Raw genomic sequence first — 21,494 nt, forward strand, 5'->3', positions numbered from 1 at the left:
GGGGCACGGGAATGGCGCTGTTCGATCTGGAGACGTTGCTGGTTCCGCTGTCGGACGAGGCGCCGTGCGGGCCGGACCTGCGCGGCGAGCCGGATTTCCGCGACATCGAGGATGCGCCGGGCGCCTTTGCCAACCAGAAGCCGCCGGAATTGCTGAAGGTGGTGCGGCAGTGCGCCGAACTGCTGACGCGGACCAAGGACCAGATGCTGGCGATCGTGGCGGTGCAGGCGGCGGCGCGGGCGGGGGACATCGCGACGGCGAACGAGGCGCTGGCGTTCATCGCGCGGCTGACCGACGAGCAGTGGGAGCATTTCCATCCCGGGCCGGCAGACGAGATGGTGATCGGCCGGATCAACGAGCTGTCGGCGCTGACACGGCCGGCGGCGGTGGTGCTGCCGCTGCAGCGGCTGGGGCTGGCGGCGATGCCGGGGGCCGCGGGCACGGAATTTTCCACCGGCATGCTGGCGCAGGCGATGGACACGGTGCCGGAATGGACCGAGGAGCTGGAAAGCAAGCTGGCGGCGCAGGTGGAGAGCGGCGCGCTGACCAGCGTGGCGGCGCGGTCGGTGAAGCCGACGCACGAGGGGGCGCGGCAGCTGCGCATCATCATGCTGTCGCTGTCGCCGGCGGCACGGTCGAAGGACGCGGCCGAGGATGCGGTGCCATCGGATTTCGATGCCGACGCGACGCGGCCGCTGGCGCTGGCGCTGCGCGGGCAGCTGATTGAGCGGCGGGCGCAGTTGCAGGCGATGTCCGACCATTTCTATACGCTGATGGAAATCTATCAGAACCGGGCATCGGATTCCCCGAGTTTCGGGCCGATCACGGCGCAGCTGAAGACCATGCTGAAGGCGATCGACGATTTCCTGGAGGCATTCCCGGAACCCGGCGAGGGGGAGGGCGAAGCCACGGGGGATGCGGGCGAATCGGGCGGCGCGGTGGCGGTGGCCGGCGCCCCGGCGCGGTCGCGCGGCTTTTCCGGCGACACGCCGCGGACGCGGGCGGACGTGATCACCGCGCTGGATGCCATCAAACGCTATTATGCCGAGCATGAACCGACCAGTCCGGTTCCTTTGATGCTGAATCGCGTGCGCGATTGGGTTGAAATGGATTTCATGCGGCTGATGCGGGACATTGCGCCAGAGAGTGCGGGAGAGGTGGCAAAACTCTTGGCAATAGACGATGAGTAGGACATAGTTAACAAAGCTGAAGGGGGCAGCTGATGATCGGCTGTGCCCACTGAGGAGAGGGAAGAGGCATGGCGCAGGACGGTCAGAAATTCATCAAGCGCAACCGCTCGCCGCGGGTTCATATCGAATATGAAGTGCAGACCTATGGGTCCATTGAAAAGGTGTCGCTGCCGTTCGTGATGGGCGTGCTTTCCGATCTTTCCGGCAAGTCCGAGAAGGAAAAGAAGGGCATGCAGGAGCGCGACTTCGTGAATGTCGACATGGACAATTTCGGCGAGTTCCAGAAGTCGATCGCGCCGCGCGCGGCGTTTTTCGTGGACAATACGCTGACCGGCGAGGGCAAGCTGGCGGTGGATCTGACGTTCAACAAGATGGAGGATTTCACGCCGGGCAAGGTGGCGGAAAGCGTGCCGGCGACGGCGAAGCTGCTGGACGCGCGGCGCGAGCTTTCGGACCTGCTGGCCTATATGGACGGCAAGGACAAGGCGCAGGATGTGATCGAGCAGCTGCTGAAGAACCCCGACCTGTTGGGGACGCTGGCGGCGGAATCGAAGGCGCGGGCGGGTGGCGAAGGCTGACACCGTTTGGCGATGTAAACCGTAGTCCAGTTTGACGGGGAAGAATGATGGCGACCGATCCGAACGCATTGCAACAGGGTGCAGCAGCCGCTGCCGAGATTACCGTCGATGATTTTTCGGCGCTGCTGACCAAGGAATTCAAGCCGCGCACCGACGAGGCGAAGAGCCGGGTCGAAGGCGCGGTGCGGACGCTCGCCGAGCAGGCGCTGGCGGGCAGCAATGTCATGCCGGGCGATGTCATCGGCACGATCGAGAGCATGATCTCGGCGCTGGACCGCAAGCTGACCGAGCAGGTGAACATGATCATCCACCATCCCGAGTTCCAGGCGCTGGAGAGCGCGTGGCGGGGGCTGGAATATACGGTGATGAACACCGAGACCTCGACCGACCTGAAGATCAAGGTGATGAACGTCTCGAAGGACGAGCTGCGGCGGATGTTCAGCAGCTATCGCGGCGCGGCCTGGGACCAGAGCCCGCTGTTCAAGCGGGTTTACGAGGCGGAGTTCGGCCAGCTGGGGGGCCAGCCCTATGGCTGCCTGGTGGGCGATTATTATTTCAGCCAGACGCCGACCGACGTCGAGGTGCTGGAGGGGATGGCGAAGGTGTCGAGCGCGGCGCACGCTCCGTTCATCTCGGGGACCTCGCCGGGGCTGTTCCAGATGGAGAGCTGGCAGGACCTGGCGAAGCCGCGCGATCTCGCCAAGATTTTCGACACGCCGGAATATGCCGCCTGGCGGAGCCTGCGGGCGAAGGACGACAGCCGCTACATCGCGCTGACGATGCCGCGGGTGCTGGCGCGCAAGCCCTATGGCGCCACGTCGGAGCCGGTCGCCGAGTTCGCTTTTGAGGAGGATACGGCGGGCGACCATGACAAATATGCCTGGATGAACGCGGCGCATGCGATGGCGGTCAGGATCAACGCGGCGTTCAAGGAATATGGCTGGTGCACGCGCATCCGCGGCGTGCAGTCCGGCGGGACGGTGGAGGGGCTGCCGACGGCGATGTTCCCGACCGAGGAGGGCGATACCGCGGTGAAATGCCCGACCGAGATCGCGATCAGCGACCGGCGTGAGGGCGAACTGTCGGCGGCGGGTCTCATTGGCCTCATCCATCGCAAGAACACCGACCAGGCGACGTTCATTGGCGCGCAGACGCTGCATTCGCCGAAGGAATATGTCGACAAGGCGGCGACGGCGAACGCGCGGCTGTCGGCACGGCTGCCTTACCTGTTCACCAGCTGCCGCTTCGCGCATTATCTGAAGTGCATGGTGCGCGACTGGGTGGGCGGCACGCCGACCGCGGCGCAGATCGAGGCGCGGCTGGACGGCTGGGTGAGCCAGTATGTCGACCGGATGCCCGACATGTCGAGCGAGGAGCAGAAGGCGCGGCAACCGTTGAAGGCCGCGTCCGTCAAGCTGTCCGAGGACGAGGAGAATCCCGGATATTATCGTGCCAGCTTTGAGTTCGTGCCGCATTTCCAGATGGAAGGCATGGACATCTCGCTGAGCATGACGTCGTCCCTCAGGCAGGCCAATGGGTGAGCCCTGACCTGATCAACCTTCACCCGCGTAGCATAGGAGAGCAATAATGGCACTCGACATGTTCATGGTCATCAATACGCCTGACATCAAGGGCGAGTCGAAGGACAAGGAATTCGGGCCGAAGGGCGGGATCGACGTTCTCGCCTGGTCCTGGGGGATGTCCCAGTCGGGCACCTTCCACCAGGGCGGTGGCGGCGGCGCCGGCAAGGTGAATGTGCAGGACCTGTCCTTCACCAAGTGGATCGACGATGCCTCGGCACCGCTGCATTTCGCCTGCATGAAGGGCACGCACATCGGCAAATGCACGCTGACGGTGCGCAAGGCGGGTGACAAGCCTTACAAATATTTCGAGATCATCATGGAGAAATGCATGGTGACGGCGGCGAGCACCGGCGGCAGCGGCGGTGAGGACCGGCTGACCGAGAACATCACGCTGAACTTCGCCAAGGTGTCGGTGAATTACTTCATCCAGGGCGACAAAGGTGATGTGAAGGCCGGCACGAAATATGTGTTCGACATCGAGGCGAACGCAGCCGGTTGATGCAAGGCAGGGCAGGCGGCGGGCCTGAACGGGGCCGCTGCCTGCGCTGGGTGAAGGAACGGGAATGGATGCCGAGGCGCTGCTGAAAAGCGGTGATCTGGTCGGTGCGCGCGCGTCGCTTGCCGAACTGCTTCGCCGGGAGCCCGGAAACGCGAAGGCGCGCCAGTTTTTCTGGCAGCTGATCGCGGTGGCCGGGGAATGGGAGAAGGCGGGCACGCAGCTGCGCGCGCTGTCCTCGGCGGAGCCGAAGGCGATGATGCTGGCCAGCGTCTATAACCAGGCGCTGGCCGCCATGCTGGTGCGCGACGCGGTGTTCGAGGGCAAGGCGAAGCCGGTGTCGCTGGTGGGCCAGGAGCCATGGGTGGAAGGGCTGCTGGATGCGCTGCATGCGCAGGTCATGCTGCTGCCCGATGCCGCGGCGCGGCAGGCGGCGGCGCTGGAGGCGGCGCCGGCCAGCGAGGGCCGGCTGAACGGCGAGGAATTCGCCTGGATCGCCGATGCGGATGCGCGCTTCGGCCCGATGCTGGAAGTGATCATCGGCGACAAATATGGCTTTATCCCCTTTGCCGCGCTGAAGCGGGTGAAGGCGAAGGAACCGGAGGACCTGCGCGATTTCGTGTGGCAGGCGGTCGACCTGGAGTTGCGGTCGGGGCAGACCTCCGCGGCGCTGGCGCCGGTGACCTATCCCGGCACGCGCGCGGCGGGCAAGCCGGCGCTGATGCTGGCGCGGGGCACGGAATGGCTGGCGCAGGGTGAGGCGGAGCTGGGTCTGGGGCAGCATCTGCTGGCGACGGATAGCGCGGACATCGGGCTTCTGGAGCTGCGCGAACTGATCATCGCCTGAGCCGATGCGCGAGGAAAGGCCCTTCAAGCCGTCGGTCCTCGACAAGCTGATCGGCGGGCTGGCGCGGAAGAAGGGCGATGGCAGCCGCGACACGCTGCCCTGCTATGTCGGATCGCTGGACAATTTCAACGAGCGCGAGCTGCGCGCGGTGGTGATCCGCGACATCAGCTGGATCCTGAACGACGTGCATTTCGAGGCGGTGGTGCCGCTGGAGGATTATCCGGAGATCGCGACCTCGGTGGTGAACCAGGGGATCGGCGACCAGACCTCGTTGATCGTCAATTCGACCGGGCTGGCGCGGCGGGCGCGCAGCCTGGCCGATGCGGTGCGGGCGTTCGAGCCGCGGCTGCTGCCCGACTCGGTGCGGGTGACCTATGAGCGTACCGATGTGGACGATGAGAACAAGCTGCGTTTCACCATCCAGGGCGAGCTGAAGGGGGCGGTCGACGACCGTTATGTCGAGCTGAAGACGGCGATCGCGCTGGATACCGGTGAGGTCGAGGTGAAGGGATGACCGCCGTCGATCCGCGGCTGCTGGGCCATTACAATCGCGAGCTGACCTATCTGCGGCGGCGGGCGGCGGAGTTTTCGCAGGATCACCGCCAGGTGGCGGGGCTGCTGGGGCTGGACGCGCCGACCGACCCTGATCCGCACGTCGAGCGGCTGATGGAAGGCGTGGCGTTCCTGAACGCGCGCGTGCGGCTGAAGCTGGACGAGCAGTTCCCGCTGTTCACGCAATATCTGCTCGACGCGCTGTATCCGCATTATCTGGCGCCGACGCCGGCGATGGGCATCGTGGCGATCCGGCCAAAGGCAGGGGACGAGACGCCGGCCGATGGCGTGCGCCACGCCAAGGGCTCGGCGCTGTTCGCCAGCCTGGCGGGCGATGCGACGCAACCGGTGCAGTTCACCACCGGCGCCGACGTGCAGCTGTGGCCCCTGACGGTGGCGACCGCGGATTACCTGCCGACGCGGGCGGCGGTGGCGGCGGCGGCCGGCGACGCGCAGGCGGAGGCGGGGTTGCGCATCCGCATCGAGGCGACATCGGCGGTGCCGCTGTCGGCGATCCCGGTCGAGACGCTGCCGCTGTTCCTGGACGGAGGCGGGGATACGCCGAACCTGCTGTACCAGCAGATGCTGAGCGAATGCGTGGGCGTGCGGGTGGTGGCGCCGGAGCGCGGGCGCAAGGCCAGCTGGAGCGAGCAGGCGGGTCCGGTGGAGCCGATGGGCTATGGCGCGGAGGAGGCGCTGTTGCCGGCGGACGCCCGGGCATTCGGCGGATATCGGTTGCTGGCGGAATATTTCGCCATGCCGGAGAAGTTCCGTTTCGCCCGGCTGACCGGGTTGCGCGCCGGCTTCGCGCGCGCCGAGCGGGCGCTGGACATCGTGCTGCTGTTCCGGCGATCGGTGCCGGCGCTCGCTGGGGCGGTGGCGGCGGACACGCTGGTGCCGTTCGCGGCGCCGGTGATCAACCTGTTCGAGCGGCGGTTCGACCGGGTGCTGGTGGACGGCCGGCAGGTGGAGAGCATCGTGCTGCCCGACCGGACGGCGCCGCTGGATTATGAAGTGTATCGGCTGGACCAGGTGACGGGGTTCGCATCGGAGGATGTGACCGGCACGCCGGCGCTGCCGCTCTATGCCCGTCGGGTGGAGCGGGGGGAGAAGCCGCTGTTCTATGCGCTGCGGCGGCGATTGCGGCGGCTTTCGGACGCGGAGGCGAGGAAGCGGCGCGAGGGCGACTATATCGGCACGGAGAATTGGATCAGCCTGTCGTCTCCCGGTGATCCCGGGCTGGCGCGGAGCATCATGGAAATCGGGGTGCGGGGGCTGGTGACCAACCGGGCGCTGGCGACGCGGCTGCGGCCGGGGGCGGCGACGCTGGAACTGAGCATGCAGGACAGCAAGGGGGTGGGCGGCATCGCCTTCCTGCGCGGCCCGACCAAGCCGATGCCGCCGATGGGGCTTTCGGACGGGGCGTGGCGGATCGTCAGCCATATCGCGCCGGCGAACGATGGCTTCGTGCGGCCCGATGGCTCGCCGGCGACGCTGGCCGACCATCTGTCGCTGTACCTGCGCGATGAATCGCCGGTGTTGCGGCGGGAAATCCAGGGGCTGACCGGGCTGACCTCCCGGCTGGTGACGCGGCGGGCGGGGGATGTCAGCCGGCTGGCGTTCCAGCGCGGGCAGCGGCTGACGCTGGGGGTGGCGATGCAGAGCTATGAGGCCTCCACCGCCTTTCTGTTCACCAGCGTGGTGGCGCGGTTTCTGGGGGATTATGCCACCGTCAACAGCTTTGCCGAGTGCGAGGTGAAGGCGGACAATGGCTTGAGCTGGGATTGGGGGACATGGGCGGGCCGGCGACCGACGATCTGAGCGCGCTGTTCGAGGCGCTGGCGGCGGACCCGACGCGTTGGGATTTCTTTGCCGTGGGCCGGGGGGTGGATGCGGCGCAGCCGGATCGTCCGCGGATCGGCGAGGCGCTGGATCCGGCGCAGGAGGCGCTGGACCTGGAGCATTACCCCTCCTTCAATTTTCCGCGTACCACGCTGGCGGAATATCGCGAGGCTGGCGAACGGGCGGGCAGGCGGCCGGGCATCCGGTCGCAGCATCTGGGGATGACCGGGCCGATGGGGCCGCTGCCCAGCCATCTGACCGAGATCGCCATCTATGAGCGCGGCCGCCGCGGGCCGACGCCGTTCGCCGATTTCCTCGACATGATTTCGGCGCGGGCGTTGCAGGGCTTTTACCGCGCCTGGGCGGACAGCACGCCCTGTGCCAACGCCGACCGGCCGCTGGACGACCGGTTCGCCGGCTATGTCGGCGCGGCGTCGGGGGTGACGGGGCTGGATTTTCTCGACCCGCGCTCGCGGGCGGCGCCGTCGGCGGATGCGGCGGCGTTCGATGACTGGCGGCGGCTGCCCTATGCCGGGCTGCTGGCCTCGCTGCGGTCGCCGGATGCCGTCGCGCGGACGCTGACGCATCTGCTGGGGCGACCGGTGCAGGTGCGGGAGGCGATCGGGCGCTGGCGGCCGGTGCCGGACGGGCAGCGCACGCGCATCGGACGGGCGCATGCCGGGCTGGGGCAGGGCGCGACGCTGGGGCGGCAATTCTATGCGGTGGAATTCGATGTCGGCCTGCGCATCCGTGCGCGCAGCATGGCGGAGCTGAACGACCTGTTGCCGGGCGGCAGTGCCCACCGGCTGCTGAGCGAGGCGGCGCGGTCGGTGTTGCCGCACCATGTCGACTGGCGGGCGCAGGTGGCGATCGACGAGGCGGCGGTTGAACCCGCGCGGCTGGGGCGCGCCCAGTTGGGCTGGACCGGCTGGATGGCGCCCAGGGGCAATGTTCAGGGTGGCGCGCCCTCTGGCGCGACGCGATTGCGCGAGGATCTGGTTTTACGGGAACGGCCGGTGGCACCGGCGCATCAGACGGAGGAAATGGCATGACGGAGATCAGCAGGGCAGCCTTGTTCGGACGGCTGGCGCCATCGGCGCTGAAGGCGATCGAGACCGCGTTCGGATTTTGCAAGCTGCGCGGCAACCCCTATGTCGAGCTGGTGCACTGGCTGCACACGCTGAACGCCGATCCGAAGGGCGACCTGGCGGCGATCCGCGCGCATTTCGGCCTTGATGAGGGCCAGTTGGGCCGGGACACCGTGGCGGCGCTGGACAAGCTGCCGCGCGGGGCGAGCGCGGTCTCCGACCTGTCCGCGCATGTCGAGGAGGCGGTGGAGAAGGGCTGGCTCTATGGCAGCCTGATGTTCAACGCCGGGAAGGTGCGCGGCGGGCACCTGCTGTTCGCGATGCTGAAGACGCCGAACCTGAAGAATGTGCTGGTGGGCGTGTCCAACGAGTATCGCAAGATCGACGCCGACAAGCTGGCGGCGGGGTTCGCGAGCATCACGGGGGGCAGCAGCGAGGCCGGCGAGAGCGGCGGGCTGGCGACGACCGGCGGCGGCGGCGGCGAGGGCGAGCCGGGGCTGGAGCCGGCGCAGGAGGGTTCGGCGCTGGCGAAGTTCAGTGTCGATCTGACCGCGAAGGCCCGGTCTGGCGAGATCGACAAGATCGTCGGCCGCGACGCGGAAATCCGGCAGGTGGTGGATATCCTGCTGCGGCGGCGGCAGAACAACCCGATCCTGACGGGCGAAGCGGGCGTGGGCAAGACCGCGGTGGTGGAGGGGTTCGCGCGGCGGATCGCCGATGGCGACGTGCCGCCGGTGTTGAAGAATGTGACGCTGCGCTCCCTGGACATCGGCCTGTTGCAGGCGGGTGCCTCCGTGAAGGGTGAGTTCGAGAAAAGGTTGCGGCAGGTGATCGACGAGGTGGAGGCCGCCTCCAGCCCGGTGATCCTGTTCATCGACGAGGCGCACACGCTGATCGGGGCGGGCGGCAGTGCCGGCACCGGGGATGCGGCGAACCTGTTGAAGCCGGCGCTGGCGCGCGGCAAGCTGCGGACGATCGCCGCCACCACCTGGGCGGAATATCGGCAGTATTTCGAGAAGGATCCGGCGCTGACGCGGCGGTTCCAGACGGTGAATGTCGGCGAGCCGGAGACCGACAAGGCGATTGCCATGCTGCGGTCGGTCAGCGACGCGATGGTGAAGCATCACCAGGTGATCGTGCTGGATGAGGCGATCGAGGCGAGCGTGAAGCTCTCCCAGCGCTATATCCCGGCGCGGCAGCTGCCGGACAAGGCGGTGAGCCTGCTGGATACCGCCTGCGCGCGGGTTGCGGTGTCTCAGCATGCGACCCCGGCGCCGGTGGAGGACCGGTTGCGGCGGGTGGAGCTGCTGGAGGTGGAGCTGGACATCGCGACACGCGAGGCGGCGAGCGGGCTGGGGCCGCAGAAGCGGATCGCCGAGGTGGAGGAAGCGCTGGCCGAGGCGCGTGCCGGCCTGGAGGAGGTGCGCGCCAAGTGGGACGGCGAGAAGGCCGCGGTGGAGGCGGTGATCGCGGCGCGGAGCGCGCGGGCCGATGCGGCGGCCGCCAGGGCCGCGGCGCCGGGCGACGAGGTGTCCGAGCAGGTGCCCGAGGAAGAGGAGGAGCAGGGCCGCCATGATGCGGCGCTGGCGGACGCGATGGCGGCGATGGCGGCGGCGCAGGGCGACGCGCCGATGGTGTTCGCGCAGGTCGATGCCAATGCGGTGGCGAGCGTGGTGGGCGACTGGACCGGGGTGCCCGTTGGCCGGATGGTGAAGGACGAGATCGCCGGCGTGCTGACCATGGGGGCGCAGCTGAAAAAGCGGGTGATCGGCCAGGACCATGCCATGGACGCGATCGCCAAGCGGTTGCAGACCAGCCGGGCCAAGCTGGACAATCCGAACAAGCCGGTGGGCGTGTTCATGCTGTGCGGCCCATCGGGCGTGGGCAAGACCGAGACGGCGCATGCGCTGGCCGAGCTGATGTATGCCGGCGACGACAGCCTGATCGTGATCAACATGAGTGAGTTCCAGGAGGCGCATACCGTTTCCACGCTGAAGGGCGCGCCGGCGGGCTATGTCGGTTACGGGCAGGGCGGGGTGCTGACGGAGGCGGTGCGGCGCCGGCCCTATTCCATCGTGCTGCTGGACGAGGTGGAGAAGGCGCACCCCGATGTGCACGAGATGTTCTTCCAGGTGTTCGACAAGGGGTACATGGACGACAGCGAGGGGCGCTACATCGATTTCAAGAACACGCTGATCCTGCTGACGTCCAATGTCGGCACCGACATGATCATGGACATGACGGCCGATCCGGAGACGGCGCCCGATGACGAGACGCTGGGCAAGGCGCTGCGGCCGGAGCTGCTGAAGGTGTTTCCGCCGGCGCTGCTGGGGCGGTTGAACGTGCTGCCCTATTACCCGCTGTCACCCACCATGCTGGGCGGGATCGTGCGGTTGCAGCTGAACCGGATCGTGAAGCGGGTGGCGGAGAACCACAAGATCAAGCTGAGCTATGACCAGGGCGTGGTGGACCATATCGTCAGCCGCTGCACCGAAATCGCCAGCGGCGGGCGGATGATCGACAATATCCTGACCAACGCGATGCTGCCGCACCTGTCCACCGAACTGCTCGGCCGGATGGCGGACGGGGTGAGCGTGGCGGCGATCAACATCACGGCGCCGGGCGATGAGCTGGAATATGAATTCGTGGCGGAGGCGGCGTGAGCCGGCGGATGGGTGCGGCGGGATGAGGCGGCGACGACCATGACTGGATCGACGCCGATCGGAGGCTTTGTCGCCTCTTCCCAGAACCTGCACGGCCGCACCTGGGCGGAGGTGGAGGAGATATTGGGCTTTAACCGCGGCCGGTTCAATGATGGCGGCACGGTGTGGCGGATAGCGCCAGGCGGGCCGCTGGAGGCCTTTGTCAATGCGCCGACACCGGCCAGTTTCGCCGCGCTGGGGATGGTGATCGCGGGGTTCAACGACGAACGCGGCAGGCGTGACTGGTCGGCAATGGAGAAGGATGCGCGGAACAATGGCTATAGCGTGCAGAGCATCCTGCGCGACCGTGCCGACTATGTCCGGAGCGCGCCGATGTTCGATACCAGCGCCGCAGCGAGGGCACTGCTGCTGGCGGAAATGGTCAGCATGATGGCTTGCGGAGCGACTCTGGTGAAACTGCGGCCCAACCGGCCGCACGATCCGGGACGGGAGGCTGTATATCAGTATCCGGCAGGCGGCGGCATCCGGGAGTATTTTCTGGTAACGCCGCAACTGTTTGTCCCCTGGATGAACTTTGGCGCGGGCGAGGCGGCGCGCCAGGGCCGTTTCCTGAGCCAGCCATGAGCGGGGAACCCGATGCAAAACGGTTGCAGGTGATGCAATATGGTTCCAAGTTTGCCGAGCGGCCTTCACATGCCGTTGTGGGGGGAGCCGTGAGAAGCTGATGTCGAACCATCCGGTCTGGTCTGAGGGGCTGTTCCTTCGTCCGCAGCATTTGCAGCTGAGCGACGCGGCGCGGGAGGCGGCGTTGCATGCGCGGTTGGGGGGGGCGGTGCTGCACCCCTGGGGGCTGGTGGAGCTGGCGCTGGACGAGGACCTGGCGTCGGATGCCAAGGCCGGCGTGCGGCGGCTGGTGGCGGTCCTGCCCGATGGCGAGGTGGTGGCGGTGCCGGGCGGGCTGGCGCCGCCGCCGGCGTTCGATGTCGATGACCAGGTGCGCGGCGAGCTGCTGTATCTGACCCTGCCGGCGCGGCAGGAGGGGGCGGTGATGTATGCCCGGGCGTCTGCCGAGAATGCCAGCATCGCGCGATACCATATCGCCGAGCGCAATGCGGTGGACCAGGCCGATCCCGACCGCGCGGTGGAGACGGTGGAGGTGGCGGTGCCGAACCTGCGCTTCGGCATCGAGGAGGCCGACCTGGCGGGGCGGACGAAGATCGGCATCGCGCGCATCCGCGAGCGGGTGGGCAAGCGGGTGGTGTGGGACGAGACCTATATCCCGCCGCTGCTCGACATCCGGGCGTCGCCGGCGCTGAGCGGGTTTCTGATCGATATCCTGGGCCGGCTGGAGCAGCGGCAGGAGGAGCTTTCGATGCGGGCGGTGGAGGGGGCGGATGGCGGCAGCGAGACCTTCGCCGCCTATCTGCTGTTGCAGCTGCTCAACCGCTGGCAGCCGGCGCTGCGGCATGTGCAGCGGCTGGAGCGGGTGCATCCGGAGCGGCTGTTCGCCGATTTCCTGGCGTTCGCGGGCGAGCTGGCGACGTTCACGCGGGCCGACCGGCGGCCGACGGATTTTCCCCCCTATGACCATGAGGATCTGGAGGCCTGTTTCAAGCCGGTGGTGGAGGCGCTGCGGGCCGGGCTGTCGACCGAGTTCAGCCGTTCCGCGGTGCAGCTGGAGCTGAAGCTGATCCAGCCGGGGGCCTATGTGTCGACGATCACCGACCGGGGGCTGTATGACCAGGGCCGCTTCTACCTGGCGGTGAGCACGCGGCGGCCGGCGGACGAGGTGCGGCGGGCGCTGCCGAGCGTGGTGAAGATCGGCGCGGTGACGAAGATGCAGCAGCTGGTGCAGGCGGCACTGCCGGGCGTGCCGCTGTCGGCGATCGCGGCGCCGCCGCAGCAGATCCGGGCGATGGCCGGCTATGTCTATTTCGAGCTCGACCGCAGCCACCCGGACTGGAAGGATTTTTCCACCGCGCCGGCGCTGGGGCTGTATATTGCCGGTGAATGGCCGGAACTGGCCATGGAGCTGTGGTGCGTGAGGAGGCAGGCGCGATGAGCGATCCGACAGGCCCGCAGAAGACGGTGTTCCGCCCCTCGCCGCTGGCGGCGGCGCAGGGCGGTGGCGAGAAGACGACGTTCCAGCCGCTTCCCCCAGCAGGGGGGCCGCCGCCCGCGCCGGGGGTGCCCATGGCGGCGGCGGGTGCGGCGCCGCGGGCCTGGGCGGATGATGATGTGCCGCCGTTGGATGTGCCGATGCGGGTGCGCAATCCGCTGACCGCGGCGGCGGCGCGTCTGCTGGCGCTGGCGGCCGCCGTGCAGGCCGACCGGCAGGTGGCCGATGTGGGTGCGCTGCGGGCGCGGGCCGACGGCGAGGCGAAGGCGTTCGAGAAGGTGCTGGCGGCGCTGGGGCTGACCCAGGAGGACAATGCCCGGGCGCGCTATGCCGTGCTGGCGACGGTGGATGACGTGGTGCAGAACCTGCCAGGCGGCGCGCAGTCCGACTGGGCGCGCAACAGCCTGGTGGTGGCGAGCTTCGGGCAGGCGTTCGGGGGCGACCAGTTTTTCACCATCCTGGACGCGATGCTGGCGCGGCCGGCGGCGCATGTCGACATGCTGGAGCTGTATCACGCCTGTCTGGCGGTGGGCTTCATGGGCCGGGCGCGGGTGGCGCCGGACGGGCAGCAGACGTTGCAGGCGCGGATGGCGGCAATTTTCGCGGCGCTGTCGGGCATCAGGCCGAGGCCGGAAACCGACCTGGTGCCGGCCTGGGCGGGGGTGCCGACGCCGATGCGCAAGGTCGGCTGGCTGGCGCGCGCGGCGATCATCGCGGCGGCGGTGCTGGCGGTGCTGCTGCTGGTGTTCGCGGCGCTGAAATTCTTTCTGGACAGCCGCGACCAGCCGGCCTGGCTGGCGCTGCGGCAATTGCCGCCTGTCGCACAGGCGCGGATCGACCGGGTGGGGGGGGATGTGGCGGTGGCGCCGTCCGGCCAGCTGGAGCGGGTGCGGGGGCGGCTGGCGAACAGCTGCATCCAGGCGCTGGACGATGGCGCGACCATCCGCCTGGTGATCGCGGCCTGTCCGGGCATCCCGTCGGGCATGTTCGACCGGGGGGCGGCGGATGTGTCCGACGCCTATCGGCCGCTGATCGAGGAGGCCGGGCGGGCGCTGAAGCCGGAGCCGGGGGCGATCGCTGTGGTGGCGCATACCGACAGCGACCCGATCCGCGGCGCGCTGGCTGCGACCTATCCTGACAATATGGCGCTGTCGCAGGCGCGGGCGGCCTCTGTGGCGGCGCTGCTGGAAGGCGTGGTCGGCGATCCGGCGCGGCTGTCGGCGGACGGGCGCGGCGACCGCGAGCCGGTGGACCGGGCGGACACGGCGGAAGCGAAAGCGAAGAACCGGCGGGTCGAGCTGGTCATTCCACGCAGTGAATAAGGGGGGGCGCGAGTGATGACGGCCGTGAAGCGCTTCTTTTCCAACTGGTGGGTGCTCAGCGTCGGCGCGGCGCTGCTGGCGACGCTGGTGGTGTTCCTGGTCTTCGGGCTGCTGTTCGGGTCCTTGCTGTTCCTGCGCTGGTGGCTGATCGGGCTGGTGTGGCTGGTCTTTGCCGGCGCGGCCGGCTGGCGTTTCTGGCGGGCGCGCAAAGCGGCGAAGGCGCTGGCGGAGGCGATGGCGGGGCCGGCCGACCTGGAGGGCGAGGCGATTTCCGCCAAGATGCGCGACGCGCTGGCGCAGGTGAAGGCGAAGGGCAAGGGGGCGCTCTATGCCCAGCCCTGGTATGTCATCATCGGTCCGCCGGGGTCGGGGAAGACGACGCTCATCCAGAAGAGCGGCCTGCGGCTGCTGACCGACGAGGCGACCGCGGGGGTGGGGGGCACGCGCAACTGCGACTGGTGGTTCACCGACGAGGCGGTGCTGGTGGATACGGCGGGGCGCTATACCAGCCAGGATTCGAGCGCCGAGGCGGATGCCAAGGGCTGGAGCAACTTCCTGAAATCGCTGAGGAAGGCGCGGCCGCTGGCGCCTTTGAACGGGGTTATCGTGGCAATCGGTCTGGACGAGATCGCGCGCGTGAGCGCGGACGGGCTGGACCGGCATGTGGTGGCGATCCGGGCGCGGGTGGCGGAGCTGACGCGCGAGCTGGGGCTGGAACTGCCGGTCTATGTGCTGTTCACCAAGGCCGACCTGATGGTGGGCTTCACCGAATTCTTCGACGACCTGTCGGTGGAGGGTCGGCGTTCCGTGGTGGGGCATACGCTGCCGCTGGCCGAGGAGCGGGCGAGCGTGGCGGCGTTGGCGGGCGGCTATGACGATGCCGTGCAGGCGCTGGCGGACCGGCTGCCGGCGCGGTTGCAGGCGGAGGGTGACCCGGTGCGGCGCGGCGCGGCGTTCACGCTGCCGGCGCGGTTCATCGACCTGCGGGCGCGCATCATCCGCCTGCTGGACGGAGTGTTCGGCGCGGGGGCGGCGGCGACGAAGGGCGCGGGGGCCGGGTCGGCGCGGTTGCGCGGGTTCTATTTCACCAGCGGGGTGCAGCAGGGGACGCCGTTCGACCGGCTGCTGGGCAATCTGGCGGGCACGCTGGGGCAGCGGGCGCGGCCGTCGAACCCGCGCGCCTTTTTCGTGAACCGGCTGCTGAGCGAAGTGATCATTCCCGAGGCGGGGCTGGCGGGGCCGGACATGGCGCGGCGGCGGCGCGACCGGATGCTGAAGCTGGCGGCGGCGGGCGCGGGGGCGCTGCTGGCGCTGGCGCTGCTGGTGGGGCTGATCGTGAGTTTCGTGCGCAACATGGGCGGGCAGGACGCGACCCAGGTGGCGGCGAAGGAGATGGCGGGGGCGCAGCAGGGGCTCGATGCCGGCGACCGGGTGGCGCTGACGGCGTCGCCGGCGGAGCCGCTCGACCTGCTGGATGCGGTGCGCGACGGCCTGCCCTATGGCGTGACGCCGGCGCTCGACCGGCCGCTGTCGAAACAGTTCGGGCTGTGGCGCGGCGGGCTGGAGGATGAGAGCGCGCGGGTTTATGGCGATGCGCTGCAACGCTATCTGCTGCCGCGGCTGATCGTGAGCGCCGAGGGCGCGCTGCGGGCGGCGGGGAATGATCCGGTGGCGGTCTATGAGCCGCTGAAGGTCTATCTGATGCTGGGCAACCGCGCCGGGGCGAAGCGCGACAATGGCTATATCCTGCAATGGCTGGAGAATGACCTGGCGGCGCGGGCCTTGCCCGGTGAGGAGAATGCCGCGACGCGGGCGCGGGTGCTGGGGCATGCGCGGGCGTTGCTGGCGGATGGCGGCAGCTTTGGCCGGCAGCTGACGGGGCCGTTGCTGGATGCCGGGCTCGTGGACAGTGCGCAGGGGATCGTGGCGGCGATGACGCCGGCGCAGCGGGCGCTGGCGCTGATGAAACAGCAGGTGACGGGGGAGGACTGGCGGCTGGTGGGCAATGCGCTGGTGGCGGGCGAGGCCGGGGCCTTTGCCAATGCCGCGGAGTTGCAGGCGCTGACGGTGCCCTATCTGTTCACGAAGAAGGGGTTCCAGGCCGGGTTCACGCCGAACATCGCGGGCATCCGCGATGCGCTGGAGAAGGACCGCTGGATGCTGGGCGGCAGCGCGGCGGCGCAGGCCCCGCTCGACATGCAGGAGCTGGGGCTGCTCTATGCCGATGAATATACGCGGCGGTGGAATGCCGTGCTGGCGGCGCCGGCGCCGGCGGATTATGCCCGCGACCCGACCGGGCTGGCGCGGATCGCCAACGCCGGTGCCTCGCCCTTGAAGAAGATCGCCGACCAGGTGATCGCCAACACCAGCGGCATGATGCCGGCGGTGAAGGCCCCGACCCTGCCCGGCGGCGCGGTGGGGGCGGCGGCGGGCGCGCGGCTGGCGGCGGGGGCGCAGGGAAGCGCGTCCGGCGTGGCGGCGAGCACGATCGAGGCGAATTTCCGCGGCTTGAAGGACTATGCCGGCGGGCCGACGGCGCCGCTGACGCAGTTGCTGGGGGCGCTGGGCAAATATCAGCTGGCGCTGGCGCAGGCGAAGGTTGCTGGCGCTGCCGGCGGCGGCGGCGGCGGCGGCGGCGGTGGGGGCGGCGGGTCCGGCGCCATCGCGGCGGCGGCGGCGGAGTTGCAGGTGGCGGCGGCCAATGCGGGCGCGGGGGCGCCGGCGCTGGCGGCGTTCGTGGCGCAGGTGGCGGGCGGGTCGGCGCGGGCGGCGGAGACGCAGCGCACGACCGAGCTGCGCGACAGCTATGCCCAGACCGTGCTGCCGGATTGCGCGCGCACCTTTGGCCAGGGCTTTCCGTTCGGCACCGGCGATGACCTGCAACCGGCGGATGTCAGCCGGGCGGCGGGGCAGATGGCGGGCTTCGCGCGCGACGCGCTGGGGCCCTATTTGAAGCGCGAGGGTACGCTGAACAAGAGCTGGGCGTGGATTGCCGAGCCGACGGTGCGGTCCTTCTCTCCGCTGAGCGCGCGGCAGTTCCAGCGGGCGACCGATGTGGAAGCGCTGATGGGGGGCAATCTGGTGCTGCGCGTGGGCGCGGCGCCGATCACCAAGGGCAGCATCCGGTTGCGCGCCGGCGGTGTGCCGATGGATTTCGCGGCGGGCGGCGCGGCGGAGCGGTTCAGCTGGTCCACCGGCGGCAGCCAGGTGGCGGAGCTGGGCGCGGGGACGGGCGGCACCGCGCCGGCGCTGCGCGAGGAAGGGCCGTGGGCGCTGTTCCGGGTGCTGGCGAAGGCGAAGAAGCAGCAGCTGGGGCCGAACCGCTATCGCTTTTTGTTCACGCCGGATGCCGCGCTGGATATCGAGGTGGCGGGCGGGCCGGACCCGTTCGCGGCCGATGGCCCGTTCGCGCTGCGCTGCCCGGCGAAGCTGTGAGCACGCTGACGCCCAGCTTGACTCCGGGCTTGTTCGGCAAGCTGCCGGCGCATGGTGACTTCGTGGCGCGGGGCTGGGATGCGGCGACGGTGGCGGCGGTGGACGGCTGGCTGATGGAAGGCGTCGCGGCGGTGCGGGCGGCGAGCGGCGAGGATGGCTTTGCGGGCGCGATGGCGGCGGGGCCGCTGTGGCATCACTGGCTGCCGCCGGGGGTTGTTGGCGAGCAGGCGCTGCACGGCGTGCTGACGCCGACGGTCGATTCGGCAGGGCGGCTGTTCCTGTTGCTGGCGGGCGTGGCGGGGGAAGCGGCGGCGAGCTGGGCGGTGGCGAGCCAGGCGCCGGGGTTCGCCGAGGCGGTGGAGGCGGCGGCCTATGAGGCGCTGGCGGGCGGGCTGGACGCCGACGGCTTGCAGGCGCGGATTGCCGACGCGGTGCCGGCGGTGGATGCCCGGGCGCATTTCCTGGCGGGGCTGTCCCTGCCGGGGGAGGCGGCCTTTTGGGTGGCGGCACCGGCGGAGGGGGCGCCGCTGGGGATGCGGCGGCGCGGCGTGGATGCCGGCGTGCTGTGCGAACTGGTGAGCGGGGGGGCGAGGACATGCGGCTGAGATATCGTTCCGCCTTGCGGACGCATCCGGGAAGCGTGCGGCAGGTGAATGAGGATGCCGCGCTGGCGCGCGACGATGTGGCGCTGTGGGTGGTGGCGGATGGCATGGGGGGGCATGCCAACGGGCAATGGGCCTCGCAGACGGTTGCCGATCATTTCGCCGCGCTCGACCTGGCGGTGCCGCCGGCGGAGCGGGGCCCGGCGATGATCGCGGCGCTGGAGGCGGGCAATGCGGCGATCGTCAACGCCGCGGCGGCGAGCGGGGTGTCGATGGGGACGACTGCGGTGATGCTGCATCTGGAGGCGGGGCATGTGCTCTGCCTGTGGGTGGGGGACAGCCGCATCTATCGCTTCCGGCGGGGTGGGCTGGTGCAGATCACGCGCGACCACAGCGTGGTGCAGGAGCTGATCGACCGCGGATCCTTGACGCCGGAGGAGGCGGAATCGCACCCGATGGCGCATGTGCTGTCGCGCGCGGTGGGCACCGAGGCGACGCTGCGCTATGATGTGGTGAACGATGCGGTGATGCCGGGCGATACCTATCTGCTGTGCAGCGACGGGCTGACCAAGGTGGTGCCGGAGGATGTGATCGCGCGGTTGCTGCGGCTGCCGAGTGTCAATGCCGCGGCGGACCGGCTGGTGGCGGAGACGTTGCAGCGCGGCGCGCCGGACAATGTGACGGTGGTGGTGGTGTCGGTGGAGGAAGCGACCGAAGTGACGAGGCTGGAGCCATGACCGAACCGACGAAACCGGGCGTCGAGGAGACGCCCGATCCGTTCGGCGGCAGCGATCCCTTCGGGGTTCAGGCGCCGGCGGATGCCGCCGCGACACCCCCGACCGTGCCGCCGGTGGCGGACATGGTGGTGCCGCCGGCAGCCGCGGAACGGACGGTGATCGCGTCGGAGGCGGAGATCGCGGCGGCGCTGGCGGCGGCACGACCCGCCGCCCCGCCGACCCCGGCGCCGCTGTCGGTGCCGCCGGCGGCGTTGGTGTCGGCGCCTCAGGGGGCGCCGCTGGTCGCCCATGGCTCGCCGGGGGCACTGGTGGGGACGCAGCTGAACGACCTGTTCGAGATCGTGCGCTTCATCGCGCAGGGCGGGATGGGCATCGTTTATGAGGGGCGCAACATCCACAGCGGCGAGCGGGTGGCGATCAAGGTCATCCTGCCGCAATATGCCGCCGACCAGCAGTTCATGGCGCTGTTCCGGCGGGAGGCGAGCGCGCTGGAGCGGATCGGCCATGACGCGCTGGTGAAATACCGCACGCTGGCGTTCGACCGGGGGACGCAGATCAACTATCTGGCGATCGAATATGTCGACGGGCCGTCGATGGCCGACGCGCTGTCCGGCGAGCCGACCGATCCGGCGGTGGTGAAGCGGGTGCTGCGGCGGCTGGCGCAGGGGCTGGGCGCGGCGCACGAGGCAGGCGTGATCCACCGCGACCTGTCGCCGGACAATGTGCTGCTGCCGGGCGGCAATATCGAGCGGGCGAAGATCATCGATTTCGGCATCGCCAAGGATACCAATCCCGGCGAGAAGAGCGTGGTGGGCGATGCCTTTGCCGGCAAGTTCGGCTATGCCGCGCCGGAGATTTTCGGCAAATATGGGCGGAAGATCGGCCCCTGGTCCGACATCTACAGCCTGGCGCTGGTGATCGCGGCGCTGGCGCGGGGGACGCCGATCGACATGGGGATCACCATCGTGGATGCGCTGGATGCGCGCGCGGCGGTGCCCGACCTGTCGGACATCGCGCCGGAATTGCAGCCGGTGCTGGCGAAGATGCTGGCGCCGGACCCGGCCGACCGGTTCCAGACGATGGACGAGGTGGCGGACGCCGCCGATCCGCGCGGGGCGACCATGTTCATGGCACCGGTGGCGCCGCAGGTGGCGGCGGCGGAACCGGTGCCGGAGCCTGCGCGCGCGGTGGAGCCTGTGGCCGCGTTCGTGCGGGCGGAGACGCCGGTGGCGGCGGCGCCGGAGCCCAGGAAGGGACGCGGGCTGCTCTATGGCGGGATCGGTGCGGCGGTCGTGGTGCTGGGCGTGGCGGGATTCCTGTTGAGCAGCGGTGGCGACGAAAAGGCGCCGGAGGCGCCGGCGACGGCGGTGGAGGCACCCGCGGCGGCGCCGCCCTGGGCCAGCGCGCAGGCGGCGGTGGCGGCGGCGTTGCGCGGGGTGGCGTGCGCCGACCTGCGTGTCAGCGGCACGCCCGTGGGTGGCAGCGTGCGGCTGACGGGCTGGCGGGCGGCGGGATCGGCGCTGCCGGCCAATGCCGGGGGCTGGGCGATCGACGGCAGCGGCGTGCTGGCGGTGGAGACGCCGTCGGCGGAGACCTGCCGGCTGATCGATGGGCTGCGGGCGGCGGTGCCGACGGCGGTGGACGCGCGCTTTGCCATGGCGCCCGACCAGAAGCTGTCGCTGGCGACGATGCCGAAGGATGGCAGCGGCGGGGTGCTGGTGGATTTGCAGGTGCGCGAGCGGCCGCCGGGGCGCGCGCTGATCGCCACCATCGACGACAAGGCGACGAGCGCGGCGAACCGGGTGGTCTCTGGCGATGTCGAGACGGCGGGGGTGGATCTGGCGCGGATTCCGTTCGATCCGAAGACCAGCCGCTATCTGATCGCGCTGGTCAGCAGCACGTCCACGCTGGAGCCGGTGACGGCGGAAGGGCCGCCGGCGTCGCTGCGGGCGGCGTGCATCGCCGGCGGTTGCACGCTGACGAGCGGGTGGGTGGAGATCCGGGAGTAGGGCGGCGGCCTTCGACAGGCTCAGGCTGAGCCGGCGGTTGGGGGGTTCGGCACGGGAGTCGCTCGCGTCGCATGTCCCCACCCCCGGCCCCTCCCCTGAAGGGAAGAGGAGTTGCGCTATCCGCCGATGAGGACGGTGGGGAAGCCGAGGATGATGGTGCCGCCATGGGCGGTCAGGTCGCCGATGCGGGCGGCGGGGAGGCTCTGGACGAGGACGGTCATCGAGCCCTTGGCGATCATGTCGGGCGGGCCGACGCAGACCGCCAGGTCGGTGGCGCGCGCCTGCGGCAGCATGCCGGTGAGCACGGTGAAGCAGCCGAGCGCGATCGGGCCGCCGACATGGGGGACGACGCCGGTGACCATCGGGCAGACGTGCATGTCGGTGATGCGGGATGCAGGGGGGCCGGGCATTATTGTTTGACCGACTGCGTC

At 69.7% G+C, this 21,494-nt stretch carries 17 protein-coding genes; 16 read left to right on the plus strand and 1 reads right to left on the minus strand.

Going from position 1 to position 21,494, the window contains the following annotated elements:
- Positions 1–11: 11 nt before the first annotated feature.
- From H3309_RS17610 to H3309_RS02325, 16 genes are all read left to right on the plus strand, one after another.
- Complete coding sequence (locus tag H3309_RS17610; RefSeq protein WP_182297114.1) at positions 12–1,190, plus strand: type VI secretion system protein TssA; 1,179 nt, start codon at positions 12–14, stop codon at positions 1,188–1,190.
- Positions 1,191–1,258: 68 nt separating this feature from the next.
- The gene (gene tssB, locus H3309_RS02255) at positions 1,259–1,768 is read left to right on the plus strand and encodes a type VI secretion system contractile sheath small subunit (RefSeq protein ID WP_182297116.1); all 510 of its coding nucleotides are present in this window, start codon (positions 1,259–1,261) and stop codon (positions 1,766–1,768) included.
- A gap of 44 nt (positions 1,769–1,812) precedes the next feature.
- Complete coding sequence (tssC, locus tag H3309_RS02260) at positions 1,813–3,309, plus strand: type VI secretion system contractile sheath large subunit (RefSeq protein ID WP_243453814.1); 1,497 nt, start codon at positions 1,813–1,815, stop codon at positions 3,307–3,309.
- Positions 3,310–3,355: 46 nt separating this feature from the next.
- A complete protein-coding gene (locus tag H3309_RS02265) occupies positions 3,356–3,850 on the plus strand; it encodes an Hcp family type VI secretion system effector (protein ID WP_182297118.1) in 495 nt (164 codons plus the stop codon).
- Positions 3,851–3,914: 64 nt separating this feature from the next.
- On the plus strand, positions 3,915–4,694 hold the full coding sequence (locus H3309_RS02270; protein WP_182297120.1) for a type VI secretion system accessory protein TagJ: 780 nt from the start codon (positions 3,915–3,917) through the stop codon (positions 4,692–4,694).
- Positions 4,695–4,698: 4 nt separating this feature from the next.
- On the plus strand, positions 4,699–5,208 hold the full coding sequence (locus H3309_RS02275) for a type VI secretion system baseplate subunit TssE (RefSeq protein WP_182297122.1): 510 nt from the start codon (positions 4,699–4,701) through the stop codon (positions 5,206–5,208).
- Positions 5,205–7,067: a type VI secretion system baseplate subunit TssF gene (gene tssF / locus H3309_RS02280; RefSeq protein WP_182297124.1), complete on the plus strand. Its 1,863-nt coding sequence runs from the start codon at positions 5,205–5,207 to the stop codon at positions 7,065–7,067. The genes H3309_RS02275 and tssF overlap by 4 nt, the downstream gene beginning before the upstream one ends.
- A complete protein-coding gene (tssG, locus tag H3309_RS02285; protein ID WP_182297126.1) occupies positions 7,040–8,140 on the plus strand; it encodes a type VI secretion system baseplate subunit TssG in 1,101 nt (366 codons plus the stop codon). Before tssF ends, tssG begins: the two co-directional genes overlap by 28 nt.
- On the plus strand, positions 8,137–10,839 hold the full coding sequence (tssH, locus tag H3309_RS02290) for a type VI secretion system ATPase TssH (protein ID WP_182297128.1): 2,703 nt from the start codon (positions 8,137–8,139) through the stop codon (positions 10,837–10,839). The genes tssG and tssH overlap by 4 nt, the downstream gene beginning before the upstream one ends.
- Before the next feature lie 39 nt (positions 10,840–10,878).
- Positions 10,879–11,463: a hypothetical protein gene (locus H3309_RS02295; protein WP_182297130.1), complete on the plus strand. Its 585-nt coding sequence runs from the start codon at positions 10,879–10,881 to the stop codon at positions 11,461–11,463.
- 100 nt (positions 11,464–11,563) lie between these two features.
- Positions 11,564–12,901 carry a type VI secretion system baseplate subunit TssK gene (gene tssK, locus H3309_RS02300; protein ID WP_207791548.1) on the plus strand — a complete coding sequence of 446 codons (1,338 nt, stop codon included), beginning with the start codon at positions 11,564–11,566 and terminating at the stop codon, positions 12,899–12,901.
- Entirely contained in the window at positions 12,877–14,280 is a 1,404-nt protein-coding gene (icmH, locus tag H3309_RS02305) for a type IVB secretion system protein IcmH/DotU (protein ID WP_182297132.1), read from the plus strand. Before tssK ends, icmH begins: the two co-directional genes overlap by 25 nt.
- 15 nt (positions 14,281–14,295) lie before the next feature.
- On the plus strand, positions 14,296–17,715 hold the full coding sequence (gene tssM, locus H3309_RS02310) for a type VI secretion system membrane subunit TssM (protein WP_182297134.1): 3,420 nt from the start codon (positions 14,296–14,298) through the stop codon (positions 17,713–17,715).
- A 17-nt stretch (positions 17,716–17,732) separates the two neighbouring features.
- Positions 17,733–18,320: a type VI secretion system-associated protein TagF gene (tagF, locus tag H3309_RS17510; RefSeq protein ID WP_182297136.1), complete on the plus strand. Its 588-nt coding sequence runs from the start codon at positions 17,733–17,735 to the stop codon at positions 18,318–18,320.
- Positions 18,311–19,054, plus strand: a complete 744-nt coding sequence (locus H3309_RS02320) for a PP2C family protein-serine/threonine phosphatase (protein WP_207791549.1) — start codon at positions 18,311–18,313, stop codon at positions 19,052–19,054. The genes tagF and H3309_RS02320 overlap by 10 nt, the downstream gene beginning before the upstream one ends.
- Positions 19,051–21,063, plus strand: a complete 2,013-nt coding sequence (locus H3309_RS02325; protein WP_182297138.1) for a serine/threonine-protein kinase — start codon at positions 19,051–19,053, stop codon at positions 21,061–21,063. Before H3309_RS02320 ends, H3309_RS02325 begins: the two co-directional genes overlap by 4 nt.
- A gap of 116 nt (positions 21,064–21,179) precedes the next feature.
- On the opposite strand, the gene H3309_RS02330 is transcribed toward H3309_RS02325, so the two are convergent.
- The gene (locus H3309_RS02330) at positions 21,180–21,473 is read right to left on the minus strand and encodes a PAAR domain-containing protein (RefSeq protein WP_182297140.1); all 294 of its coding nucleotides are present in this window, start codon (positions 21,471–21,473) and stop codon (positions 21,180–21,182) included.
- Between the last annotated feature and the right edge of the window lie 21 nt (positions 21,474–21,494).

Origin of the sequence: Sandaracinobacteroides saxicola (assembly GCF_014117445.1) — a bacterium.
Taxonomy (GTDB): domain Bacteria; phylum Pseudomonadota; class Alphaproteobacteria; order Sphingomonadales; family Sphingomonadaceae; genus Sandaracinobacteroides_A; species Sandaracinobacteroides_A saxicola.